The 19,638-nt window shown below is 68.5% G+C and carries 21 protein-coding genes and 8 pseudogenes; 6 read left to right on the plus strand and 23 right to left on the minus strand.

The annotated features are described in order from the left end of the window. Positions 1-42: 42 nt before the first annotated feature. From QQK48_RS05735 to QQK48_RS05745, 3 genes are all read right to left on the minus strand, one after another. Positions 43-525 carry a MauE/DoxX family redox-associated membrane protein gene (locus QQK48_RS05735; RefSeq protein ID WP_284327777.1) on the minus strand — a complete coding sequence of 161 codons (483 nt, stop codon included), beginning with the start codon at positions 523-525 and terminating at the stop codon, positions 43-45. Between the two features lie 121 nt (positions 526-646). Next, on the minus strand, positions 647-1,981 hold the full coding sequence (locus QQK48_RS05740; RefSeq protein WP_284327778.1) for a serine/threonine-protein kinase: 1,335 nt from the start codon (positions 1,979-1,981) through the stop codon (positions 647-649). An 80-nt stretch (positions 1,982-2,061) separates the two neighbouring features. After that, entirely contained in the window at positions 2,062-2,301 is a 240-nt protein-coding gene (locus QQK48_RS05745) for a hypothetical protein (protein WP_284327779.1), read from the minus strand. Between the two features lie 72 nt (positions 2,302-2,373). On the opposite strand from QQK48_RS05745, the pseudogene QQK48_RS05750 reads away from it, so the two are divergent. The 3 genes and pseudogenes from QQK48_RS05750 to QQK48_RS05760 form a co-directional block, all read left to right on the plus strand. Then, positions 2,374-3,107: pseudogene (locus tag QQK48_RS05750) on the plus strand (ABC transporter ATP-binding protein); the annotation flags it as partial. A gap of 278 nt (positions 3,108-3,385) precedes the next feature. Next, positions 3,386-3,529, plus strand: a complete 144-nt coding sequence (locus QQK48_RS05755; protein ID WP_284327780.1) for a hypothetical protein — start codon at positions 3,386-3,388, stop codon at positions 3,527-3,529. Between the two features lie 280 nt (positions 3,530-3,809). After that, positions 3,810-5,066, plus strand: a complete 1,257-nt coding sequence (locus tag QQK48_RS05760; RefSeq protein WP_348523489.1) for a DUF4032 domain-containing protein — start codon at positions 3,810-3,812, stop codon at positions 5,064-5,066. On the opposite strand, the gene rlmB is transcribed toward QQK48_RS05760, so the two are convergent. The 5 genes and pseudogenes from rlmB to QQK48_RS05785 form a co-directional block, all read right to left on the minus strand. Next, positions 5,005-5,952 (minus strand): 23S rRNA (guanosine(2251)-2'-O)-methyltransferase RlmB, encoded by a 948-nt coding sequence (rlmB, locus tag QQK48_RS05765; protein WP_284327781.1) that lies wholly within the window; start codon positions 5,950-5,952, stop codon positions 5,005-5,007. The genes QQK48_RS05760 and rlmB overlap by 62 nt on opposite strands. Positions 5,953-6,187: 235 nt before the next feature. Continuing rightward, the gene (cysS, locus tag QQK48_RS05770) at positions 6,188-7,603 is read right to left on the minus strand and encodes a cysteine--tRNA ligase (protein ID WP_284327782.1); all 1,416 of its coding nucleotides are present in this window, start codon (positions 7,601-7,603) and stop codon (positions 6,188-6,190) included. A gap of 10 nt (positions 7,604-7,613) precedes the next feature. Then, positions 7,614-8,102, minus strand: a complete 489-nt coding sequence (gene ispF / locus QQK48_RS05775) for a 2-C-methyl-D-erythritol 2,4-cyclodiphosphate synthase (protein WP_284327783.1) — start codon at positions 8,100-8,102, stop codon at positions 7,614-7,616. Continuing rightward, on the minus strand, positions 8,099-8,815 hold the full coding sequence (gene ispD, locus QQK48_RS05780) for a 2-C-methyl-D-erythritol 4-phosphate cytidylyltransferase (RefSeq protein ID WP_284327784.1): 717 nt from the start codon (positions 8,813-8,815) through the stop codon (positions 8,099-8,101). Before ispD ends, ispF begins: the two co-directional genes overlap by 4 nt. Next, positions 8,764-9,248, minus strand: a pseudogene (locus QQK48_RS05785) (CarD family transcriptional regulator). Before QQK48_RS05785 ends, ispD begins: the two are co-directional and overlap by 52 nt. A 305-nt stretch (positions 9,249-9,553) precedes the next feature. On the opposite strand from QQK48_RS05785, the gene QQK48_RS05790 reads away from it, so the two are divergent. Next, entirely contained in the window at positions 9,554-10,165 is a 612-nt protein-coding gene (locus QQK48_RS05790) for a hypothetical protein (protein WP_284327785.1), read from the plus strand. Positions 10,166-10,218: 53 nt separating this feature from the next. Here QQK48_RS05790 and pstB read toward each other — a convergent pair. The 10 genes and pseudogenes from pstB to QQK48_RS05830 form a co-directional block, all read right to left on the minus strand. Next, a pseudogene (gene pstB, locus QQK48_RS05795) lies at positions 10,219-10,999 on the minus strand (phosphate ABC transporter ATP-binding protein PstB). A gap of 20 nt (positions 11,000-11,019) precedes the next feature. Beyond that, a pseudogene (gene pstA / locus QQK48_RS05800) lies at positions 11,020-11,987 on the minus strand (phosphate ABC transporter permease PstA). Beyond that, a pseudogene (gene pstC, locus QQK48_RS05805) lies at positions 11,987-12,990 on the minus strand (phosphate ABC transporter permease subunit PstC). Before pstC ends, pstA begins: the two co-directional pseudogenes overlap by 1 nt. Positions 12,991-13,071: 81 nt before the next feature. Continuing rightward, a complete protein-coding gene (locus QQK48_RS19325; protein WP_348523490.1) occupies positions 13,072-13,266 on the minus strand; it encodes a hypothetical protein in 195 nt (64 codons plus the stop codon). 82 nt (positions 13,267-13,348) lie between these two features. After that, positions 13,349-13,726: pseudogene (locus tag QQK48_RS19330) on the minus strand (substrate-binding domain-containing protein); the annotation flags it as partial. Between the two features lie 25 nt (positions 13,727-13,751). Beyond that, positions 13,752-14,462: pseudogene (locus QQK48_RS19335) on the minus strand (extracellular solute-binding protein); the annotation flags it as partial. A 24-nt stretch (positions 14,463-14,486) separates the two neighbouring features. Further along, positions 14,487-15,184 (minus strand): annotated as a pseudogene (locus tag QQK48_RS05815) (response regulator). Then, positions 15,181-15,564 carry a sensor histidine kinase gene (locus QQK48_RS05820; protein ID WP_284327786.1) on the minus strand — a complete coding sequence of 128 codons (384 nt, stop codon included), beginning with the start codon at positions 15,562-15,564 and terminating at the stop codon, positions 15,181-15,183. The pseudogene QQK48_RS05815 and the gene QQK48_RS05820 overlap by 4 nt, the downstream one beginning before the upstream one ends. Beyond that, positions 15,527-15,772 carry a hypothetical protein gene (locus tag QQK48_RS05825; RefSeq protein ID WP_284327787.1) on the minus strand — a complete coding sequence of 82 codons (246 nt, stop codon included), beginning with the start codon at positions 15,770-15,772 and terminating at the stop codon, positions 15,527-15,529. The genes QQK48_RS05820 and QQK48_RS05825 overlap by 38 nt, the downstream gene beginning before the upstream one ends. Beyond that, positions 15,769-16,296 carry a sensor histidine kinase family protein gene (locus QQK48_RS05830; RefSeq protein WP_284327788.1) on the minus strand — a complete coding sequence of 176 codons (528 nt, stop codon included), beginning with the start codon at positions 16,294-16,296 and terminating at the stop codon, positions 15,769-15,771. The genes QQK48_RS05825 and QQK48_RS05830 overlap by 4 nt, the downstream gene beginning before the upstream one ends. Before the next feature lie 258 nt (positions 16,297-16,554). Between QQK48_RS05830 and QQK48_RS19340 the strand changes: the two genes are divergently transcribed. Together QQK48_RS19340 and QQK48_RS19345 are read left to right on the plus strand one after the other, a co-directional pair. Next, positions 16,555-16,872 carry a phosphate signaling complex PhoU family protein gene (locus tag QQK48_RS19340; RefSeq protein WP_348523491.1) on the plus strand — a complete coding sequence of 106 codons (318 nt, stop codon included), beginning with the start codon at positions 16,555-16,557 and terminating at the stop codon, positions 16,870-16,872. Beyond that, a complete protein-coding gene (locus QQK48_RS19345) occupies positions 16,760-17,104 on the plus strand; it encodes a phosphate signaling complex PhoU family protein (protein ID WP_348523492.1) in 345 nt (114 codons plus the stop codon). The genes QQK48_RS19340 and QQK48_RS19345 overlap by 113 nt, the downstream gene beginning before the upstream one ends. Here the strand turns inward: QQK48_RS19345 and QQK48_RS21315 are convergent. Genes QQK48_RS21315 through QQK48_RS05855 form a run of 5 tightly spaced genes read right to left on the minus strand, consistent with a single transcriptional unit; the run spans position 17,067 to position 19,554 of the window. Further along, positions 17,067-17,891 (minus strand): 2,3-bisphosphoglycerate-dependent phosphoglycerate mutase, encoded by an 825-nt coding sequence (locus tag QQK48_RS21315; protein ID WP_431308294.1) that lies wholly within the window; start codon positions 17,889-17,891, stop codon positions 17,067-17,069. The two genes, QQK48_RS19345 and QQK48_RS21315, sit on opposite strands and share 38 nt — an antisense overlap. Beyond that, a complete protein-coding gene (locus QQK48_RS21320) occupies positions 17,855-18,049 on the minus strand; it encodes a histidine phosphatase family protein (RefSeq protein ID WP_431308295.1) in 195 nt (64 codons plus the stop codon). Before QQK48_RS21320 ends, QQK48_RS21315 begins: the two co-directional genes overlap by 37 nt. A gap of 48 nt (positions 18,050-18,097) precedes the next feature. Further along, positions 18,098-18,475, minus strand: a complete 378-nt coding sequence (locus tag QQK48_RS05845) for a beta-propeller fold lactonase family protein (RefSeq protein WP_284329316.1) — start codon at positions 18,473-18,475, stop codon at positions 18,098-18,100. After that, a complete protein-coding gene (locus QQK48_RS05850) occupies positions 18,384-19,178 on the minus strand; it encodes a lactonase family protein (protein WP_284327789.1) in 795 nt (264 codons plus the stop codon). The genes QQK48_RS05845 and QQK48_RS05850 overlap by 92 nt, the downstream gene beginning before the upstream one ends. A 55-nt stretch (positions 19,179-19,233) precedes the next feature. After that, entirely contained in the window at positions 19,234-19,554 is a 321-nt protein-coding gene (locus tag QQK48_RS05855; protein ID WP_284327790.1) for a histone-like nucleoid-structuring protein Lsr2, read from the minus strand. Positions 19,555-19,638 lie beyond the last annotated feature (84 nt).

Consider the following 19,638-nt stretch of genomic DNA (forward strand, 5'->3'; position numbering starts at 1 on the left):
GCGGATTCCTCCGAAGGAATGGGTAGGTAATGAGCAGTGAGTCTAGACAGCCTTGGGAGACATCCAGGAGTCCAGCGAGAACTTCGATGCGGGCCAGATCGCGAGATACAGGCCGAGCACGATGAACCCGGCACGCTCCAGCATGTGCGCCGGGTAGTTGGTGGTGCCCTCGGCCACCTCGCCGCCGCCACCGAAGCAGCCGCAGTCGATCGACAGGCCCTGGCTCCACGCCCAGATCACGCCCGTCGCGAAGGCCGCCATCATGACAAGCCACACGATCGCGGCCCAGCGCGTGAACAGGCCCACGAGTAGCAGGGTCGCGAGGGCGAGCTCGAGGAACGGCAGCATGGTGCCGACGAACGGGACGATGGCCTCGGGCAGCAGGCGGTAGGCCCGCACCGCGATGATCGACTGGGGGATGTCGAGCAGGGGGATCGCCGCGGCGATCAGGATGCCCGCCATGGCCAGCCGCACCACAAGCGACAGCCAAGGCTGGACGGCGCTCCATCGATGAGCGACGGTCATGTACGGGCCTCCTCAAGGCGCGGTCACAGGCGGTTCCGCGGACGGAACTCGTCGCTTGAACGTACCGTAGGCATCGCGCGTTCCCAGGACCTTTGGTCCACCGCGATGGCCGATGCGCGGGTTACGCAGGCAGGTCAGGCAACGGCCACCACAGGGGCTCGACGAGCAGCAGGACCACCAGTGCCATGACGGCGAGCGCCGCGATCGCGACGATGACCCATGCCGTCGCAGGGCCGCGGCTCGGCGCCGCCGCGGCGGTCACCCGGTGCGCACCCTCGCGGGTCAACTCGGCCCACGGCCCCCACCACAAGGTCGCCTGCGCAGCGAGCGCCGCAACCACCAGCACGATCGCGTGGCCCCAACTCTGAGCCTCGGTACTTGACCCTGCCACCATCTCCGAGCCGACGAGCCACCAGCCGAGAGCCCCCACTCCGACGCCCACGATCGCTGCCAGCAGGATCGACGGCAGGGCCTCTCCCGTGGCCCGCAGAATGTGCCACGGCAGGCCGATGGTCTGCAGCGCCGCGTCGCCGCGTCGCTGACCTCGCCTGGCCCTGGCGGCCGCGAGCGCCAGCGCGCGGCGCTGCACGCCACGCACCACCACCGCGCACAGCACCATGAAGATGAAGGTGATGAACGGCGCAAAGGCCGCGGCCGATGCCGTGGCGAGGGCAAGCATCGCGATCACGAACTTGCGCCGGGGTGCGGCGGCCATGACGACCTGGGCGCTCCCGTCGCTGAGCAGGTCACCGAACTCGTCGACTCCCTCCTCGCTGCCGGGCTCCGCGGCGACACCGGTGGTGAACGTCTCGGTGAGGTCGCCATCGGCCCCCATCACTGCCGTGGGCGCCATGCCGGCGACCATGGTGGGCGCGATCTCGCCCGAGCGCGGCAGCACGGTGGTGGCTCCCCGCAGGGCGGCCACCACGTCTCGCGGGCCAGGGCGTGCACCGATGTCTCGGCCAAGGGCGGCCGTCAACGCCTCGACGCCCGGAAAGTCGGGCAGGTCAACCTTCGCCTCGAGGGTCTTCGAGATGGCCCCGGTGCCGGAGCCGAAGGGCGCGGTACCGGTCGCCGCATACGCGATGGTTGCCGCCCACGACCAGCGATCGGCCACCGCGCCGGGCTCCTCGCCATCGATCACCTCGGGAGCCACGTAGCCGGCCGTCCCCGAGACCAACCCGTCCCTGGTGAGGCGGTCATCCGTGGCGCGGTGCGAGAGCCCGAAGTCGATGAGAACGGGGCCGTCGGGCCCCATCATAATGTTGGATGGGGTCACGTCGCGGTGAATCACCCCGGACGCGTGCACCGCCTCGAGGGCCGAGGCCGTGCGATCGGCGACGTCCGCGAGGACGTCACCGCGCATCGGCCCGTTGTCCTGCACGTGGTCCCACAGGCTCTTGCCAGGGATGTACTCGAACACCACGAAGGTCTCATCGCCATCGAGCCTCTGCATCAAGAATCGAGGGCAGGGCCGGGTGCTTCAGCGACTGGAGGGCGTGGACCTCGCGCTCGAGGCGCAACGCCGCCACCTCGTCAGCGCGCGCGTCCACGAGCGAGCGCCGCCTCAGCCCCGCCGCCGTCGACCACCTTGTAGACAGCCCCAGAGCCGCCACGTCCCGCCTGCTCGACGACGCGGTAGCCGCCGATCTCGTCACCGGGCTCTCGACCTGCTGCTGCCATGCCAGCAACGCTACATGCAGGCCAGTTGGACTTGACGGAGCGGTGTGCGAAGATATCGGAAGCCGTCGCAATGGTTGCGCCGGTCAGTGTCATTGTGGACACCACACAGGCACTCTTCACCACGGATCGTCTGGCACGTACCTGCCAGTGAAGGGAAGCATCATTATGGCCACCGTTACCTTTGACAAGGCATCGAGGATCTACCCGGGCACCGAGCGCCCTGCTGTTGACTCGCTCGAGGCTCGACATCGCGGACGGCGAGTTCCTCGTTCTCGTCGGCCCCTCCGGTTGCGGAAAGTCCACGTCGCTGCGCATGCTCGCCGGCCTCGAGGACGTCGACAAGGGCTCCATCTGGGTCGGAGACCGCGAAGTCACGCACGTGCAGCCCAAGGACCGCGACATCGCGATGGTGTTCCAGTCCTATGCGCTCTACCCGCACATGACCGTTGCCGACAACATGGGCTTCGCGCTCAAGATCGCCAAGGTCGACAAGGCGGAGATCCGTCAGCGCGTCGAGGCAGCCGCCAAGATCCTGGACCTCACCGAGTACCTGGACCGCAAGCCCAAGGCCCTGTCCGGTGGTCAGCGCCAGCGTGTCGCCATGGGCCGCGCCATCGTGCGTCAGCCCCAGGTCTTCCTCATGGACGAGCCGCTGTCGAACCTCGACGCCAAGGCTCCGCGTGCAGACCCGTACCCAGATCGCCGCGCTGCAGCGTCGCCTGGGCACCACCACCGTCTACGTGACCCACGACCAGGTCGAGGCCCTCACCATGGGCGACCGCATCGCGGTCCTCAAGGACGGTCTCCTCCAGCAGGTCGGCACCCCGCGCGAGATGTACGACGCTCCCGCCAACGTGTTCGTCGCCGGCTTCATCGGCTCGCCCGCCATGAACATCTCGACGTTCGCCATCGAGGTGGCGCTGCCAACATCGGCGGCAACAAGATCGCCCTCGAGCGCGACGTCGTGGGCCGCATGACCGACGCGGACAACGGCCAGGCTCATCCTGGGCTTCCGTCCCGAGTCGCTCGACCGCGTGGCACCGAACACCGATGGCGCGTTCCCCGTTGAGGTCGTCGTCGTGGAGGAGCCTCGGCTCCGACGCGTTCGTCTACGGCCAGCCTGCCCCAGGCCCTCGCGGCCCCGGGTGCTGCGGTCAGCAACGACGGCCAGGTCATCGTGCGCGTTGACCCCCGCGACGTCCCCAAGAAGGGCGAGAACGTGTGGGTCAAGATCCGCAACGGCGAGCAGCACGTCTTCTCGTCGGCCACCTCGGACCGTCTCTCGGACGCGGTGACCACCGACAAGTCGGCGTCCGTCTGACTCCAGCAGTAGGCTTCACGCCGAGGGGCGGTCCGGGTTCACCCGGGCCGCCCCTCGGCCTTTGTCCTGCCGATGCCGTGGCGGGTCGACGACGCCATCCCGCCATGGCATCGGCCGGGCGTCATGGGCTGGCTCTAGAGTGGTGACATGCCCTTGAAGATCACCGGCGCCGTGGACCCTGAGCCTGCTCGATCTGCCGTGGTCGGTACCGCTCGAGACGTGGCCCAAGGACACCCTCGCCGCCCTGCCGCGCGGCATCTCCCGGCACGTGGTGCGGTTCGTGCGTTTCCGGGGGCGCGTGCTGGCGGTCAAGGAGACGGTCGCGCCCATCGCGCAGCGCGAGTTCGACATGCTGAAGGAACTGGGTCGCATGGGCGCCCCGTGCGTGGTGCCCTTCGCCGTGGTGGACGGTCGCGTCGACGGTGACGGCGAGGAACTGCCCGCCGCGCTCGTCACGGAGCATCTGCAGTTCTCGCTGCCCTACCGGGCCCTGTTCAGCCAGGCGCTGCGCGACGACACGCTCGGGCGCCTCATCGACGCGCTCGCCGTCCTCCTGGTCCGCCTGCACCTGCTCGGCTTCTACTGGGGAGACGTATCGCTGTCCAACGCCCTGTTCCGGCGCGACGCCGAGGCATTCTCGGCGTACCTGGTCGACGCGGAGACCGGCGACCTGCACCATGACCTCACCCCGGGTCAGCGCCACTACGACATCGACCTCGCACGGACCAACATCATCGGCGAGATGTTTGATCTGCAGGCGGCGGACGAACTCGACGACACCGTCGACCCCCTCGCCGTGGGCGACCGCATCGAGGAGCGCTACAAGGAGCCTGTGGGAGACCCTCACGGCCAAGCACACGTACCGCGAAAACGTCCGCAAGCACGTCGCGGAACGCGTCCAGGCGCTCAACGAGCCTGGGCTTCGACGTGGCCGAGGCTCGACATGAGCCAGACCTCCGACGGCTCGGAGCTCACCATCCGCCCCAAGGTCGTGGACGCGGGGCACCACTCCCGGCGCCTGCTTCGCCTGACCGGGCTCGACGTCCAGGAGAACCAGGCCCGACGCCTCCTGAACGACATGGACGAGTTTCGCGCTCTCACAGGCAACGAGGTGGACGAGGTGCTGGCGGCCCATGAGTGGCTCGCCGAGGTGTTCGAGCCGACGGTGCGCGCGGTCCCACGCGAGTTCCGCCGCAAGCTCGAACCCGCCCAGGTGTTCCACGAGGTCCTCGACCACCGCTGGTTCCTGGCGGAGAAGGACCCCGCCGTCACCATGCCCGCCGCGGTCGCGTCCTACGTGAAGAACGTGCTGGCGGCGCGCCCCGACGAGCAGTCGGTGCTGGGCCAGGAGATCTCGGTGGGCGACGATGAGGCGGGAACCGTGCCAGAGGCGCCCACCGTCACCACCATGATCCACGCGTGGCAGAGCCTGCCGCGCACCGGACAGCCTGGACTAGGCGCCTCGGCGCCCGCCGTCAACGACGGTGGGCGCGTCCCGCCTCGTACAGCGCGATCGATGCCGCCACGGAGGCGTTGAGGCTTTCCACCTCGCCGATGGGGATCGACACGATCTGGTCGCAGGTCTCGCGCACCAGGCGCGAGATGCCCGCGCCCTCGGAGCCCACCACGATCACCAGCGGCTCACCGAGCAGCGTGGACTCGTGCAGATCGACCTCACCGCCCGCATCGAGGCCGATGACGAACCGCCCTGCGCTCTTGTAGGTCTCGAGCGTGCGGGTGAGGTTGGTCGCGCGGGCCACGGGGATGCGGGCGGCCGCACCGGCGGACACCTTCCAGGCGGCCACCGTGACGCCCGCGGCGCGACGCTCGGGGACCACGATGCCGGCAGCGCCGAAGGCGGCGGCGGAACGCATGATCGCGCCGAGGTTGCGCGGGTCCTGGATGCCGTCGAGTACCGCGATGGGGGCATCGGACGCCAGCAGGTCTTCGGCGTCGGCGTACTCGTAGGACGGGACCTCGAGCGCGACGCCCTGGTGAGGCGACCCGCCAGCCATCGCGTCGAGGGTGGCCTTGGTGACCTCACGGACGTGCACACCGTGCTCCACGGCGAGCGACACGATCTCGGTGATGCGCGCATCGGCGTCAATGCGGTTGAAGATGCTCAAACCCGTGGACGGGACGTTCATGCGCAGCGCCTCGAGCACGCTGTTGCGGCCGATCGCGAGTTCCGCGGATGCCGACGTCCGGTCGCGCGGGGTCACGCGGCCCTTCGGCTTCTTCGCGGCCTCGACCTCGGCGCGCTTCTTCGCCTTGTAGGCCTTGTGATAGGGCCGGTCCTCGGCCTTCGGGGTGGGGCCCTTGCCCTCAAGCGCCTTGCGCCCGTGACCGCCGGTGCCGACCTGCGCGCCCTTCTTGGAGCCCGCGTTGCGAGTGGCGCCGCGGCGCTTCGAGTTACCTGCCATAGGGACAAGGGTAGTCGGACCGGGGCGTCCCCCTCGATTCGCAATCCGTTTGGCCCACACCTGTGACGCATGGGACGTATGCGAACAATGATTATGGGGCACCAGACACAGCCGCCACTTCAGCCCCACGCGTGGGCCAAACGGATCCCGTGCCGAACGGTGCGGGACGGGCGGTGCGGGCCGGGCGGGGCGGGGCGGGACGACCGGTGTGGCCGGCCGCCGGATGACGAGGGGGCTAGCCCTGCAGCGACCACCGGGCGCCGTCGGCGGCGTCCTCGATCACGATGCCGGCCTCGGCAAGGCGGTCGCGGATCGCATCGGCAGTGCCCCAGTCCTTGGCTGCACGCGCATCGGCCCTGGCCTGGATGTCAGCCTGCACCAACGAGTCGAGTGCCGTCATCGCGGCGCCAGCGCCCGAATCCGCCGACGCCCACGTCTCTCCCGCCGGGTCAAGCCCCAGCACGTCGAGCATGGCACGCACGGACAGCAGCGCCTCGGCGACCGCGGCCTCGTCCCCGCCGGTGAGCGCGGCATTGCCCGCACGGACCGTCTCGTGCACGTGCGCGAGGGCGCGCGGCACCGACAGGTCATCGTCCATGGCCTCCACGAACGCCTCGGGGAGGTCGGTGGCCTGCACCTGGGCAAGCGTCACGTCACCCACCCGATCCGAGGCCCGCTGAACGAAGCCCGCGAGGCGGTTCCAGGTCGCGGTGGCGTCCTCCATGGTCTGCTCCGAGTACTCGAGCATGGACCGGTAGTGAACCCCCGCCAGCGCCAGCCGCAGTGCCGCGGCCGGGTAGCGCGACAGCACCTCGGACACCAGCAGGCCGTTGCCGAGCGACTTCGACATCTTCGCCCCGGACTGCGTCACCCACGCAGAGTGCATCCACAGTTGCGCGAAGGCATAGCCGGCACCACGCGACTGCGCCTGCTCGTTCTCGTGGTGCGGGAAGCGCAGGTCGAGGCCTCCGCCGTGAATGTCGAACGCGTCGCCCAGGAACCGGCGCGCCATCGCGGAGCACTCGATGTGCCAGCCGGGCCGCCCCGGTCCCCACGGTGAGTCCCACGATGCCGTCTCGGGCTCCGAAGACTTCCTCGCCTTCCACAGCGCGAAGTCGCGCGGGTCGTGCTTGTCGTCAGCGGGGGCATCGGGCGCAGGCGTCAGGTCGTCGAGCGCCTGGCGGGTCAGCGAGCCGTAGTCGTCGAAGGATCGCACGTCGAAGTACACGGAACCCGAGAGCTCGTAGGCGTGGCCGCGCTCGACCAGGCGCTGCACCAGGGCGATGATCTCTGGGATGTGTCCCGTGGCGCGCGGCTCGGCGGCCGGGGGCTTCACTCCCACCGCAGCGTAGGCGGCCTGGAACTCGCGCTCATACGTCAGCGCCCACTGCCACCACGGCACGCCTGCCTCGGCGGCCTTGGCAAGCGTCTTGTCGTCGATGTCGGTGACGTTGCGCACCATGGTGACCTCGTGGCCGGTGCGCTCCAGCCAGCGCTGCAGCACGTCGAACGCGACGGCGCTACGCAGGTGACCGACGTGAGGAGAGCTCTGCACGGTGGGCCCGCACAGGTAGATGCCCACCTTCCCGGGCTCGAGCGGCGCGAAGGCACGCTCGGTACGGGTAGAGGTATCGAACAGCGTCAGAGTCACGCGAGCCAGGCTACCGGTCCGATGCGGGGAAGACGAGTGCCGTCGCGATCCCCGCGATCCCCTCGCCGCGGCCCGTCAGGCCAAGGCCGTCCGTGGTGGTTGCCGAGAGGCTGACCGGGGCGCCGATGGCTGCGCTCAGTACCGCCTCTGCCTCGGCTCGGCGCGGTGCCACCTTGGGACGGTTGCCCAGGACCTGCACCGCCACGTTGCCGATCTCGAAGCCCGCAGCGCGGACACGCCGGGCTGTCTCTTCCAGGAGCGCGACGCCGCTGGAGCCCGCCCATTCGGGCCGGTCGGTGCCGTAGTTCGAGCCGAGGTCACCAAGGCCCGCGGCGCTCAGGAGCGCGTCGCAGGCCGCGTGCGCGGCGCAGTCGCCGTCGGAATGGCCCGTCAGCGGGGTCTCGTCCGGCCAGGTCAGTCCTGCGAGAGCGAGGTCGCCGTCGCCGGGGGCGCCGAAGGCGTGAACGTCGACACCTTGGCCGATGCGGGGCATGGTCATGCGGGCTCCTTCGCCTGGGTGGCGACGGCCGATGCCAGCGCAAGGTCCAGCGGGCGCGTCACCTTAAACCCGCGTTCGTCGCCGGGAAGTTCGACGACCCGGAAACCCGCCGCGAGGGCGAGTTGGGCATCGTCGGTAGCAGCCGCATCGGCCGCCTGGGCATGCGCCGCGGTGGCCGCGGCCATCGTGAAGACCTGGGGGGTCTGGACGGCGCGCAACGCGTCACGGTCCACGGTGGCACCGAGTCCGCCATCGTTCGAGGCGGCGACGAGGGTATCGACGACGGGCACCACCGGGACGGCGCCATCGGCCCCGGCCTCGACGGCGGCGACAAGCGCGCGCATGACGGTCGCCGGTTGGAAGGCGCGCGCCGCGTCGTGGATGAGGACGATGCTCGCCTCGGCGGGCAGTGCCGCAAGGCCGGCAGCGACGGACTCCTGACGCTCCTCTCCGCCGGCCACCACCGTGGCGCGAGGAACGGCCGCCCGGAACTCCGCCAGGTGTGCGCTCGGCGCCGTGACGACCACGGCATCGGCCACCTGGAGGACAGCCTCGACAGCCCACACGACGAGCGGGCGCCCCTGGACCTCCACGAGGGCCTTGGGGACGTCCGCTCCCAATCGCGAACCCGAACCGGCGGCCGTGACGACCGCCGCGACGGTCACGACGCGAGGACCTCGTCGAGGCGCTTCTCGGCGGTGGGCTCGTCGCACTTCTCGGCCAGCGCGAGGCTCGCTCACGAGGATCTGGCGCGCCTTGTGCAGCATGCGCTTCTCGCCCGCGGACAGACCCTTGTCGGTGTCACGGCGGGACAGGTCACGGACCACCTCGGCCACGCGGATGACGTCGCCGGAGGCGAGCCTTCTCCACGTTGGCCTTGTAGCGACGCGACCAGTTGGTGGGCTCCTCGATGTAGGGCTCACGCAACACATCGAAGACCTTCTCGAGGCCTTCCTTGTCGACGACATCCCTCACGCCGACGAGGTCGACGTTCTCCGCGGGCACCTCAATGGTGAGGTCTCCCTGCGCCACCTTGAGTTTGAGGTAGGTCTTCTCCTCGCCCCGGATAACGCGCTTCTTGATGTCCTGGATCTGCGCCGCACCGTGGTGCGGGTAGACGACGGTCTCGCCGACGGCAAAGTTCATGGTGCTGTGTGCCCCTTCGTAGAGATTCATAGTCTAACATTCCGCCCCTGTGAATAACAGGGGCGTCATTTACCAGCGCGGCCCTCGCGCGCGCGTGGATCCGCGCGCGCGAGCAGAACAGACGGCCCGCGGTGCGCGGTGCCCGCGCGGGCCACTATCCTGGTCGCAGCCGTCTCCCCGGAAGGAACCGCAGTGAAGGCTCACCGTCCCCGCCCGACTCGCCGCCGCGTCGATGGCCGCCGTCGCGCTCGCCGGATGCTCCTACGTGAACCCCATCACGACTCACAAGAACTACTCGGCGTCCGATGGCACGCAGGCTCGTGGTGGGTGACGTCTCGGCGCTCAACCTCATCGTGTTGACCGCGGCCGAGGGCTCGCCCGCGACCCTCATCGGCACGCTCGTCAACGACACCGCCGAGGACATCGCCGTGGAGGTGTCGATCGACGGCGAGACGTCGACGTCCCTCACCCTCGAGGCGGACTCGACCCTCGCCTGGGCCCCCAGGACGGTGACGCCGAGGTCTCGGGCACCGCGACCGCCGCGCCCGGCTCCATCGTTGTCGTCGGCTTCACCGCCAACCTCTCCGAGGTTGATTCGGTGGACGTCCCCGTTCTCGACGGCACGCTGCCCGAGTACGCGGACACGCTGGCCGCTATCGGCTAGCCGCACAGCCTTCGTCGCGCCGGCCCCGCTTCCCTTCTGGGACGCGGGGCCGATGCGCGTGTGGGCACGGGTGTCCGAACGCCGCGCCTCACGATCTGTTTGGCCCCCGGCTGGGACCTGTGTGACCGCTGAGACCCGTGGGAATGCCCACGCGGCACAGGAACACACATCTGTCACCACCGTGGGCCAGACGGAGGGTGTGCTGGCGGGGTGGCCGGGGAGAGAGCCTGGCCCCTGCGGACCGCCCACATGACTACGGGGCGCCGATACCGCAGCACCGACGCCCCGAAGCGGGTCACGCGTGGATCAACCGAAGCGGCCCGAGATGTAGTCCTCGGTGGCCTTCTCCGACGGCGTGGAGAACATGGTGGGCGTGTCGTTCATCTCGATGAGCCTTGCCCGGCTTGCCGGTGCCCGCGATGTTGAAGAACGCCGTGCGGTCGGACACACGCGCGGCCTGCTGCATGTTGTGGGTCACGATCACGATCGTGTACTGGTCCTTGAGCTCCGCCATCAGGTCCTCGATCGCGAGGGTCGAGATGGGGTCAAGCGCGGAACAGGGCTCGTCCATCAAGAGCACGTCGGGCTTGATCGCGATCGCACGCGCAATGCACAGACGCTGCTGCTGACCGCCCGAGAGCGACGACCCCGGACGGTCGAGGCGGTCCTTGACCTCGTTCCAGAGGTTGGCGCCGCGCAGCGACTCCTCGACCAGGTCCTCGGCTTCCGACTTCGAGACGCGCTTGTTGTTGAGGCGGTAGCCGGCGATGACGTTCTCCGCGATCGACATCGTGGGGAACGGGTTGGGGCGCTGGAACACCATGCCCACGTGGCGGCGCACCGTCACCGGGTCCACGTTGTCGCCGTAGAGGTTCACACCGTCGATCAGCACCTCACCCTCGACGCGAGCGCCGGGGATGACCTCGTGCATGCGGTTCAGGGTGCGAAGGAAGGTGGACTTGCCACAGCCGGACGGGCCGATGAAGGCCGTGATCGACTTGGGCTCGATCGACAAGGACACGTCCTCGACGGCCAGGAAGTCGCCGTAGTAGACGTTCAGGTTGTTGATGTCGATGCGCTTGGTCACTGCTGGCTCCGGTTCTGGCTCTAGCGGCCGGACTTGGGGGAGAAGTACTTGGCGATGAGTCGGGCGATGAGGTTCAGCGCCATGACGATGAGGATCAGGACGAGCGCGGCGGCCCAGGCCCGGTACTCGGGGATGGCGGCAATGCAAGCAGCATCCTCGGGGCTACACGGCAGCGTGCCCTTCTCATACTCCGAGATGATGTACACGGGCAGGCTCATCATGCGGCCGTCGAACAGGTTCCAGTTGAGCGAGTCCGCGACGCCGACCGCCACCAGGAGCGGCGCGGTCTCGCCCACCACGCGGGCAATCGACAGCGTGATACCGGTGGTGATGCCCGCGATGGAGGTGCGCAGCACCACCTTGAGGACCGTCAGCCACTTCGGCACACCCAGCGCGTATGCGGCCTCGCGCAGGCTCGTTGGGCACGAGGCGCAGCATCTCCTCGCTCGAGCGCACCACGACGGGGATCATGAGCACGCTCAGCGCGATCGCGCCGACGATGCCCAGGCTTGGTGCCGGGACCCATCACGATGGCGAACAGCGAGTAGGCGAACAGGCCCGCGACGATCGACGGGATGCCGGTCATGACATCCACAAAGAAGGTGATCGCGCGCTGCAGCCAGCCGCTGCCGTACTCCACCAGGTAGATCGCAGTCAGCAGGCCGATCGGCACCGAGATGAGGGTCGCGGCGAGCGTCATCATCAAGGTGCCGACGATGGCGTGGCTGATGCCGCCGTACGGTGCGTCGCCACCGAAGATGCCGCGCATCGTCTGGTTGAGGAACTCGAAGTTGAAGCCCGCGTCCATGCCCTCCGCGTCGGAGATCATGAAGCGGTCGAGGCCCTTGACCACCACGGTGACGCACAGCCACACCAGCGGGATCACGGCCAGGATGAAGGCGCCATAGATCAGCGCCGTCATGGCGCGGTTCTTGGCGCGGCGCGAGGCGGAGATCTCGCCGAACGCGGAGGGTGCCTGGATAGCCATCAGTTCGCTCCCGAGAAGTCCTTGCGGCGCGACACAATCCAGCGCGCGAGCATGTTGACGAGCAGCGTGATCACAAACAGCGCGAGACCCATCGCGATCAGCGAGCCTCACACCCATGGCGTTGGCCTCGGGGAACTGCAGCGCGATGTAGGCCGCGATGGTGTTGTGCTGGTTGGGCTGCAGGATCTGGGCGCTGAAGGCTCAGTCCGGGGCTGATGATCATCAGGACGGCCATTGTCTCACCGAGCGCACGGCCAAGGCCCAGCATCGTCGCACCGATCATGCCGGAGCGGCCGAACGGGAAGACGGCCATCTTGATCATCTCCCAGCGGGTCGCACCCATGGCGAGCGCGGCCTCCTCGTGCAGGCTTGGGAGTCTGCAGGAACACCTCGCGCGAGACCGCCGTGATGATCGGCAGGATCATGATGGCGAGCACGATGCCAGCGCTCATGGCGACGCGACCCGTGAAGATGTCACCCGACTCCGGCGGAGCGAAGAGCGGGATGAAACCCAGGTAGTCCGCAAGGAACTGGTAAAACGGCGTGAGGAAGGGCACCAGCACCGCAACGCCCCACAGGCCGTAGACCACGGAGGGCACGGCCGCGAGCAGGTCGATGAGGTAGCCCAGTCCCTGCGCAAGCCTGCGCGGGGCGTAGTGCGAGATGAACAGCGCGATGCCGATGGACACCGGGGTGGAGATCAGCAGCGCGATGATCGAGATCACCAAGGTGCCGAAGATCAGGAAGCCGATGATCTCCATCAGCGACTGACCCGACTCGGGCTTGATGAACGACACCGACTCGCCCAGGCTCCTCCGCAGACGAGCCTGATCGCGGGCCACGCCTCGACAAGGAGGAACGTGGCAACCGCCGCGAGGGTGATGAGGATCAGGGCGCCGGCGCCGGTGGACAACCACCGGAACACTCGGTTCGCGGAGGCACCGGGATGGGTGCCGTAATCACTCGCGGCCTGGGCTTCAGGCGTCGAGGTGCTCGATGTCACGCGCGGGTCTCCCTCAGGGTGAACGTCGTGGGTGATGACAGAAGGCGGTGGGCCCACCCTAACCGGGCGGGCCCACCACCGTTAAGCCCTGTACTGGATTAGGAAGCCACTTCGATGCTGTCGAGGATCGAGGCGATCTGCGTCTGCAGGCTCCGCGGTCAGCGGCGCCGAGCCGGCGGCATCGGCCGAGACCTGCTGGCCCTCGGCGGAGGCGACGTACTTCTCGAAGCCGACGACCAGGTCGCGGGTCTCCTGGTCCGAGTACGACGAGCACACGATGTGGTAGGCTCACGAGGGTCAGGGGGTAGGCCGACGAGTCGGTCGTGGTGCGGTCGATGGCGTAGGCCAGGTCGTTCTCACCGTTGGCGTCCTCCGACAGCGGCGACGCGGCGACGATGTTCGCGGCGGCCTCGGCCGAGAAGGGCACGTACTCCTCGCCCACCTTCAGCGACACGGTGCCAAGCGAGCCTGCACGCGAGGCGTCGGCGTAGCCGATCGAGTTCGGGGTGGCGGTGACGCCCTCGACGAGTGCCGAGGTGCCGTCGAAGCCGACGCGCTGCGCGGAGGTCTCGGGGAACTCCTTCGAGGCCTCGTAGCCCCAGGCGCCGTCGCCGGCCTGCTCGAGGTAGTCGGTGAAGTTCTCGGACGTGCCGGACGAGTCCGAGCGGTGCGCGACCGTGATGGTCTCCGCGGGCAGGCTCGACGTCGGGGTTCTGGTCGGCGATGGCCGGGTCATCCCACGAGGTGATGACGCCGTCGAAGATCTTGGCGATGGTGCCCGCGTCGAGGTTGAGCGACGTGACGCCCTCGACGTTGAAGATCACCGCGACGGGCGAGATGTACATGGGGAGGTGGTAGGCGCCACCGTCGCCACAGACCTCAACGGCCTGCTCGTACTCGCCGGCCTCGAGGAGACCGTCGGAGCCGGCGAAGGGCACGGCGCCGGAGAGGAACTGCTCGATGCCGCCACCGGAGCCGACCGGGTCGTAGCCCACGGTCACGTCGGGGTTGGCTTCCTGGAACTTCGCGCGCCACGCGTCCATGGCCGACTCCTGCGACGACGCGCCAGCGCCCTGCAGGTTGCCCGCGAGCGCGGTGGTCTCGGTGCCCGCATCGGCGGTGGCCGACGAGGTGGCCTCGGCGGAAGCCGACTCCGACTCGGCGGGAGCCTCGTTCGAGGGCGAGCAAGCGGCCAGCGCGAACGTCAGCGCGGCAGCCGAGACAACGGCACCGCTGCGGTATGCGATCTTCACAGTCTTGATCCTCACATGGATGGAAATCTGCAATGTGCTCCGGCCCCTTGCCGGACGACTCCAAGGTAGGGACGCTAGGTAACGCCTCGAAGGGGTGAAACTGAACTCCGGGTGAACGTTGGGTGAACACGGCGGCCCTCGCCAGGCGTCGTGACCGTTTCGTGATGTAAGAACGGCCGATGCCCGGGTGCGGCGACGTCTGTCACCGCACCCGGGCATCGGCCCGCGCAATGCTGAGGCGAGTTACGCCTCGAAGGTGTACCCCACCCCGCGCACCGTCTGGATGAGCACCGGGTGCGACGGGTCGGCCTCGATGCGGCCGCGCAGACGCTTGATGTGGACGTCGAGGGTCTTGGTGTCGCCGAAGTAGTCGGCACCCCACACGCGGTCGATGATGACCTGGCGGGGCAGGACGCGGCCGGCGTTCTGCGCAAGCAGGTGCAGCAGCGAGAACTCCTTGGGCGGCAGCGACTGCACCTCCTCGCCACGCGTCACGGTGAGACGCTCGGGGTCGAGCGTGATGCCCGCCACGGTGAGGCGCTCGGGCTCGTCGGGGAAATCGACTGAGGCGGCGCTCTGGCGGCGCAGCACCGCCCGGATCCGCGCCACGAGGCTCGCGCGCCGAATAGGGCTTGGTGACGTAGTCATCGGCGCCCAGGCTCGAGGCCGATGATCTTGTCGACCTGATCGTCCTTGGCGGTCACCATGATGATGGGCACGTTGGAGCGCTCACGGATTTCGCGGAACACCTCGGTGCCGGACATGCGCGGAAGCATGAGGTCGAGGAGCACCACGTCCGCACCGTCACGCGTGAAGGCCTCCACGCCCTGCACGCCGTCCGCCGCGAGGATCACATCGAACCCCTCGCGACGCAGCAGGTACTTCAGGGAGTCGCGGTACGACTCCTCGTCCTCCACAACAAGGATGCGGGCCTCGCTCATTTCTCCTCCGGGTGTGCGCTGAGACGAATGGTGAAGGTCGAGCCGACTCCCGGCTTCGACCACAGTTCGACGGTGCCCGAATGCTGGAGCACCACATGCTTGACGATGGACAGACCGAGGCCGGTGCCTCCCGTGGAGCGCGAACGCGCGGCATCCACCCGGTAGAAGCGCTCGAAGATGCGTTCCTGGTCCTCGTTCGCGATGCCGATGCCCGCGTCAATGACCTTGAGGGTGGCGACGCCGTCGAGGTCTTCGAGGGACACGGTCACGTGGGCAGAGTCGTCGGAGTAGGCGATCGCGTTGTCCACGAGGTTGCGCACCGCCATCACGAGGAGGTCGTGGTCACCCATGACCCACGGACGCTCGCGCAGGCTCGGCAACGAGCGTCACCTGCTTGGACTCGGCGTGCATCTCCGCGCCCTCGCACACCTCCTCGACCACGGCCCCGAGATCGATGACGTGGTGATCGACCACGGACTCCCCGCCCTGCAGGCGGGAGATCTCGATGATCTCCTGGATCAGGCTTGGTGAGGCGGCGCGATTCCTTGCGGATCTTCTTGGCGAACTGACGGACCATGACCGAGTCATCGGGGTTCTCCTCGATGGTCTCGGCCAGCAGCGACAAGGCACCCACCGGCGTCTTGAGCCTCGTGCGACACGTTCACCGCGAACTCGCGGCGCGTGAGTTCGGCGGCGTGACGTTCGGTGTCGTCGTTCGCGACGGCGAGGGCCAGGTCATCCGACAGTGGGGTGACGCGCACGTGAACAACAGAGTCCACCCCCAGCACTCCCCTGCTGACCGTGACATCGTCCTCGCGCTCCGCATCGGCCGCCCACGCCGCCTCGGCGAGGTCCGCGACTCCGGGGTGCAGGGCACCGTCGGGGCGCGTCACGCCCAGGGCGCTGGCAGGCATGTTGGAGAACGCCGCGCGACGGTCACGGCGCACCAGGATCGCGCCCGAATGCAGGGCCGCGAGGACCTCACGGGTCCGATGCGGCACGAGGGTGTTGGCCTGAGTCGCCTTGCGGTCCTCGCGCCAGCGGTACAACGCGAAAGCCGCGGCGCCGAGGACTACGCCGGCCGCGAGGGCCAGCCAGTTCTCCAAGGTCATGTGGTCACAGTAACGAGCAGATGTCGAGTTCACCCAACGTTTCCCGAACGTCACCCGATGTTCACCAAGTGGTCGCGGCGACCCTTCCTGATCGTCACGGCCGGATGCCACACTAGGGGCGGACGCACGAAGCCTGAAGGAGAATCATGCGCACGCTGTTCAACGCAGAGATGTCGGACCTCGCCGGCGATCTCATCACCATGAGCCGCCACGTCGAGTCCGCGATCACGCGGGCCTCCGAGGCGCTGCTCACCCAGAATGTCGAGCCTGGCGCAGGCCGTCATCGCCGACGACGGCGCCCTCGACGAACTCGAGCGGACCGTCGACGAGCGCTGTGTGCTGCTCATCGCTCAGCAGCAGCCCGTGGGGCTCGACCTGCGCACCATCATCTCGTCGCTGCGGATTTCCGCGTCGCTCGAGCGCATGGGCGACCTGGCGCAGCACATCGCGGAGGCCGCACGCCGTGCGTTCCCGGAGTCCGCGGTGCACACGGGCCAGGAGGAGATCGTGGCAGGCATGGCGGAAGCCGCCAAGACCGCTGCCCGCGAGCCTCGTCACCCTCCTGGAGGAGCGTGACCTCAACACGGCGGCGGGCATCGTCTCCGACGACGACGCGCTCGACTCGCTGCACTCGCAGGCGTACAAGAAGCTGTTGTCGGCCGAGTACGACGGCACGGTGCAGGAGACCCTCGACATCGCGCTGCTCGCGCGCTTCTTCGAGCGCTTCGGTGACCACGCCGTCGCGGTCTCGCGCCAGATCGTCTATTTGGTCACGGGTGACCACTCCGGCTCGCGCTCGGTGTTCTAACCCGCCAGCCAGTCGCCACGAGGGCCCCGCACCGCGATGGTGCGGGGCCCTCGTGCGTGTCGGCACGCGCATCGTCCTGATTGCGCAGGGAAAGCGCCCGGGGACGACAACGGGGCCCCTGCCTGAGCAGGGGCCCCGTCCGCGGCCACCAATGAGAGGGTGACCGACCTCTCGACTGCCCGGAGTTCCGGGCGAGCCTTACTTCTTGCCCTGGTTCGCGACCGCCTGGATCGCGGCAGCAGCGGCGTCCGCGTCGAGGTAGGTGCCGCCGGCCTTGATCGGCTTGAGGGTGTCCTCGTCGAGCCTCGTACACCAGCGGGATGCCGGTGGGGACGTTCACGCCCACGATGTCGTCGTCGGCGATGCCGTCGAGGTGCTTGATGATGGCGCGCAGCGAGTTACCGTGCGCGGCCACGAGGACCGTCTTGCCGGCCTTGAGGTCGGGGACGATCTCGCCCTCCCAGTACGGCAGTGCGCGCTCGAGGACGTCCTTGAGGCACTCGGTCTGGGGGACGGGCTCGCCTGCGTAACGCGGGTCGCCGTCCTGGCCGAACTTGTTCTCGGCAGAGATGACGGGCGGCGGCACGTCGTAGGAGCGACGCCAGGTCATGAACTGCTCCTCGCCGAACTGCTCAAGGGTCTCGGCCTTGTTCTTGCCCTGGAGGTCACCGTAGTGACGCTCGTTGAGGCGCCAGTCGCGCTTCACGGGGATCCAGTGGCGGTCCGCGGCGTCGAGCGCGAGGTTCGCGGTCATGATCGCGCGACGCAGCAGCGACGTGTGCACCACGTCCGGAAGGAAGCCCTCGGCCTTGAGCAGGCTCGCCGCCGCGCTTGGCCTCGCCCCAACCCTTCTCGTTGAGCCTCGACGTCCACCCAGCCGGTGAACAGGTTCTTGGAGTTCCAGTCGCTCTCGCCGTGGCGGAGCAGGATCAGTGTGTACGTCATGGTTTCAGCCTAGCGCCGATGCGCCTGGCACGAGCCGGGACCGAGGGCTCAGGCGGGCATGACAAAGGCGGGGCTCGGCAACGGGGCCGATGCGTACGCCAACTCCTGCACGAGTCCCACCTCGGGCTCGGGTGCCAGGGCAAGAACATCGGCCAGTGCGTAGGTGCGGACCTCGTGCCCCCGCTCGCAGCCCACGTGGAGCCGGTCGCCGATCACCGCGAAATGACGCGGCCAGTATCCGGCGTCAAAGGAACCCCGGTAGCGAGCCTCGCCCTCGGGCGACAGGTCATGGACCGCGATGACGTCCGCGCCGCGTACGCCCACCAGCAGCACCTCACGGCCCGCGTGCTCGACGTGGAGGATGCCGGAGGAGTCGCGCGCGTCGGCGCTGCGCGCCGCCACAGTGGTCGCGGGGATCTCCGCGATGAGGTCCGCCTCGCCTGCGCCGTGGTCCCACCGCAGCGTGAGCACCGAGGTGGACAGGCTCCCCGAGGACGTAGATCAGTTCGCCGCGTACGGCGAGGTGGCGGGGTCCGGTGCCAGGGGGCAGTGTCGCGCCGATGCCGTGGTCGTCGAGCAGTCCGTCGGGCCGGATGGCGTAGCGGCGCAGTTCATCGGTCCCGAGGTCGCACACCAGGAGGTGATGGCGGCCGGGCGCATAGGCGACGAAATGGGCATGCGAGGCGTCCTGGCGGGCCTCGTACGGCCCCGTCCCCGCGTGCGCGAAGGACTGGGCGGGCGAGTTGTCGAGGAACAGCCCGTCTTCGCCCAGCCGGATCACCACGAGTTCCGAGGAGACGTAGTGCGCCACGTACAGCGTGAGGGCACCTCCTGCGAGGAGCGCATGGCAGGCCGATGCTCCGCCCGTGGGGATGGTGGCCGCGATCCGCGGTGCCTCCGGATCGCTCACGTCGATGGCGTGGATGGCCGATTCATCGGCCTCGGAGACCGCATAGACGAGCGGAAGACTCGGGTGCGCCACGAGCCACGAGGGAGCGTCGAGCGCCAGGACCAGGCGTGCATCGTCCGGGCTCTGCTTCCAGAGTCCCTCACCGGTGCCGGTGGGCGTCCCGAGCCCCGCCTCGGGGTAGGTGCCCCACCACAGTTGTTCCGACATGACGACCTCCATCTGTGAAGCGTTCGGCCCCGCTCCCAGTGGGGCGGGGCCGAACGCTGAGAAACGACTAGCGGGACGCGGCGTAGGCGTCGCGAACCTCGGTCGAAATACGACCGCGCTCCGAAACCTCGAAGCCGTTGTCCTTGGCCCACGCTCGAATCTTTGCGGTGTCACCGCGACGCGGAGTGGCGGCACGGGCAGCGCTGCGACGCGAGGTCACCTTGCGCGACACCGCAACCCACGGCTGAAATGCGGCGCGCAATTCATCGGCGTGCTCGGCCGAAAGATCAATCTCATAAGAGACGCCATCGAGGGCGAATCCGATGGTCTCGGTGGCGTCGCCACCATCAATATCGTCGACGAGAACGACCTTGACTCGCTGTGCCATGCGAAATCCTATTCTGTGGAAGGTATTCCTAGCGTCACATAACGGATATCAGTGCGTCAACTCGTCAAATAGGAATGCATTCCT

Origin of the sequence: Demequina litorisediminis (assembly GCF_030161615.1) — a bacterium.
Lineage (GTDB): Bacteria > Actinomycetota > Actinomycetes > Actinomycetales > Demequinaceae > Demequina > Demequina litorisediminis.

What these genes read in the sequence shown, in the direction of transcription:
- QQK48_RS05790 (WP_284327785.1), top strand. Translation starts at nt 9,554, where the DNA reads ATGGCACGCAGGCTCGTGGTGGGTGACGTCTCGGCGCTCAACCTCATC.
- ispF (WP_284327783.1), bottom strand. Translation starts at nt 8,102, where the DNA reads ATGACCATGCCCCGCATCGGCCAAGGTGTCGACGTTCACGCCTTCGGC.
- QQK48_RS05825 (WP_284327787.1), bottom strand. Translation starts at nt 15,772, where the DNA reads ATGACTCGGTCATGGTCCGTCAGTTCGCCAAGAAGATCCGCAAGGAAT.
- QQK48_RS05855 (WP_284327790.1), bottom strand. Translation starts at nt 19,554, where the DNA reads ATGGCACAGCGAGTCAAGGTCGTTCTCGTCGACGATATTGATGGTGGC.
- QQK48_RS19340 (WP_348523491.1), top strand. Translation starts at nt 16,555, where the DNA reads ATGTCGAGCCTGGCGCAGGCCGTCATCGCCGACGACGGCGCCCTCGAC.
- QQK48_RS05830 (WP_284327788.1), bottom strand. Translation starts at nt 16,296, where the DNA reads ATGACCTTGGAGAACTGGCTGGCCCTCGCGGCCGGCGTAGTCCTCGGC.
- QQK48_RS05740 (WP_284327778.1), bottom strand. Translation starts at nt 1,981, where the DNA reads ATGCAGAGGCTCGATGGCGATGAGACCTTCGTGGTGTTCGAGTACATC.
- QQK48_RS05745 (WP_284327779.1), bottom strand. Translation starts at nt 2,301, where the DNA reads ATGACACTGACCGGCGCAACCATTGCGACGGCTTCCGATATCTTCGCA.
- QQK48_RS05850 (WP_284327789.1), bottom strand. Translation starts at nt 19,178, where the DNA reads ATGGAGGTCGTCATGTCGGAACAACTGTGGTGGGGCACCTACCCCGAG.
- rlmB (WP_284327781.1), bottom strand. Translation starts at nt 5,952, where the DNA reads ATGGCAGGTAACTCGAAGCGCCGCGGCGCCACTCGCAACGCGGGCTCC.
- QQK48_RS21320 (WP_431308295.1), bottom strand. Translation starts at nt 18,049, where the DNA reads ATGACGTACACACTGATCCTGCTCCGCCACGGCGAGAGCGACTGGAAC.
- QQK48_RS05735 (WP_284327777.1), bottom strand. Translation starts at nt 525, where the DNA reads ATGACCGTCGCTCATCGATGGAGCGCCGTCCAGCCTTGGCTGTCGCTT.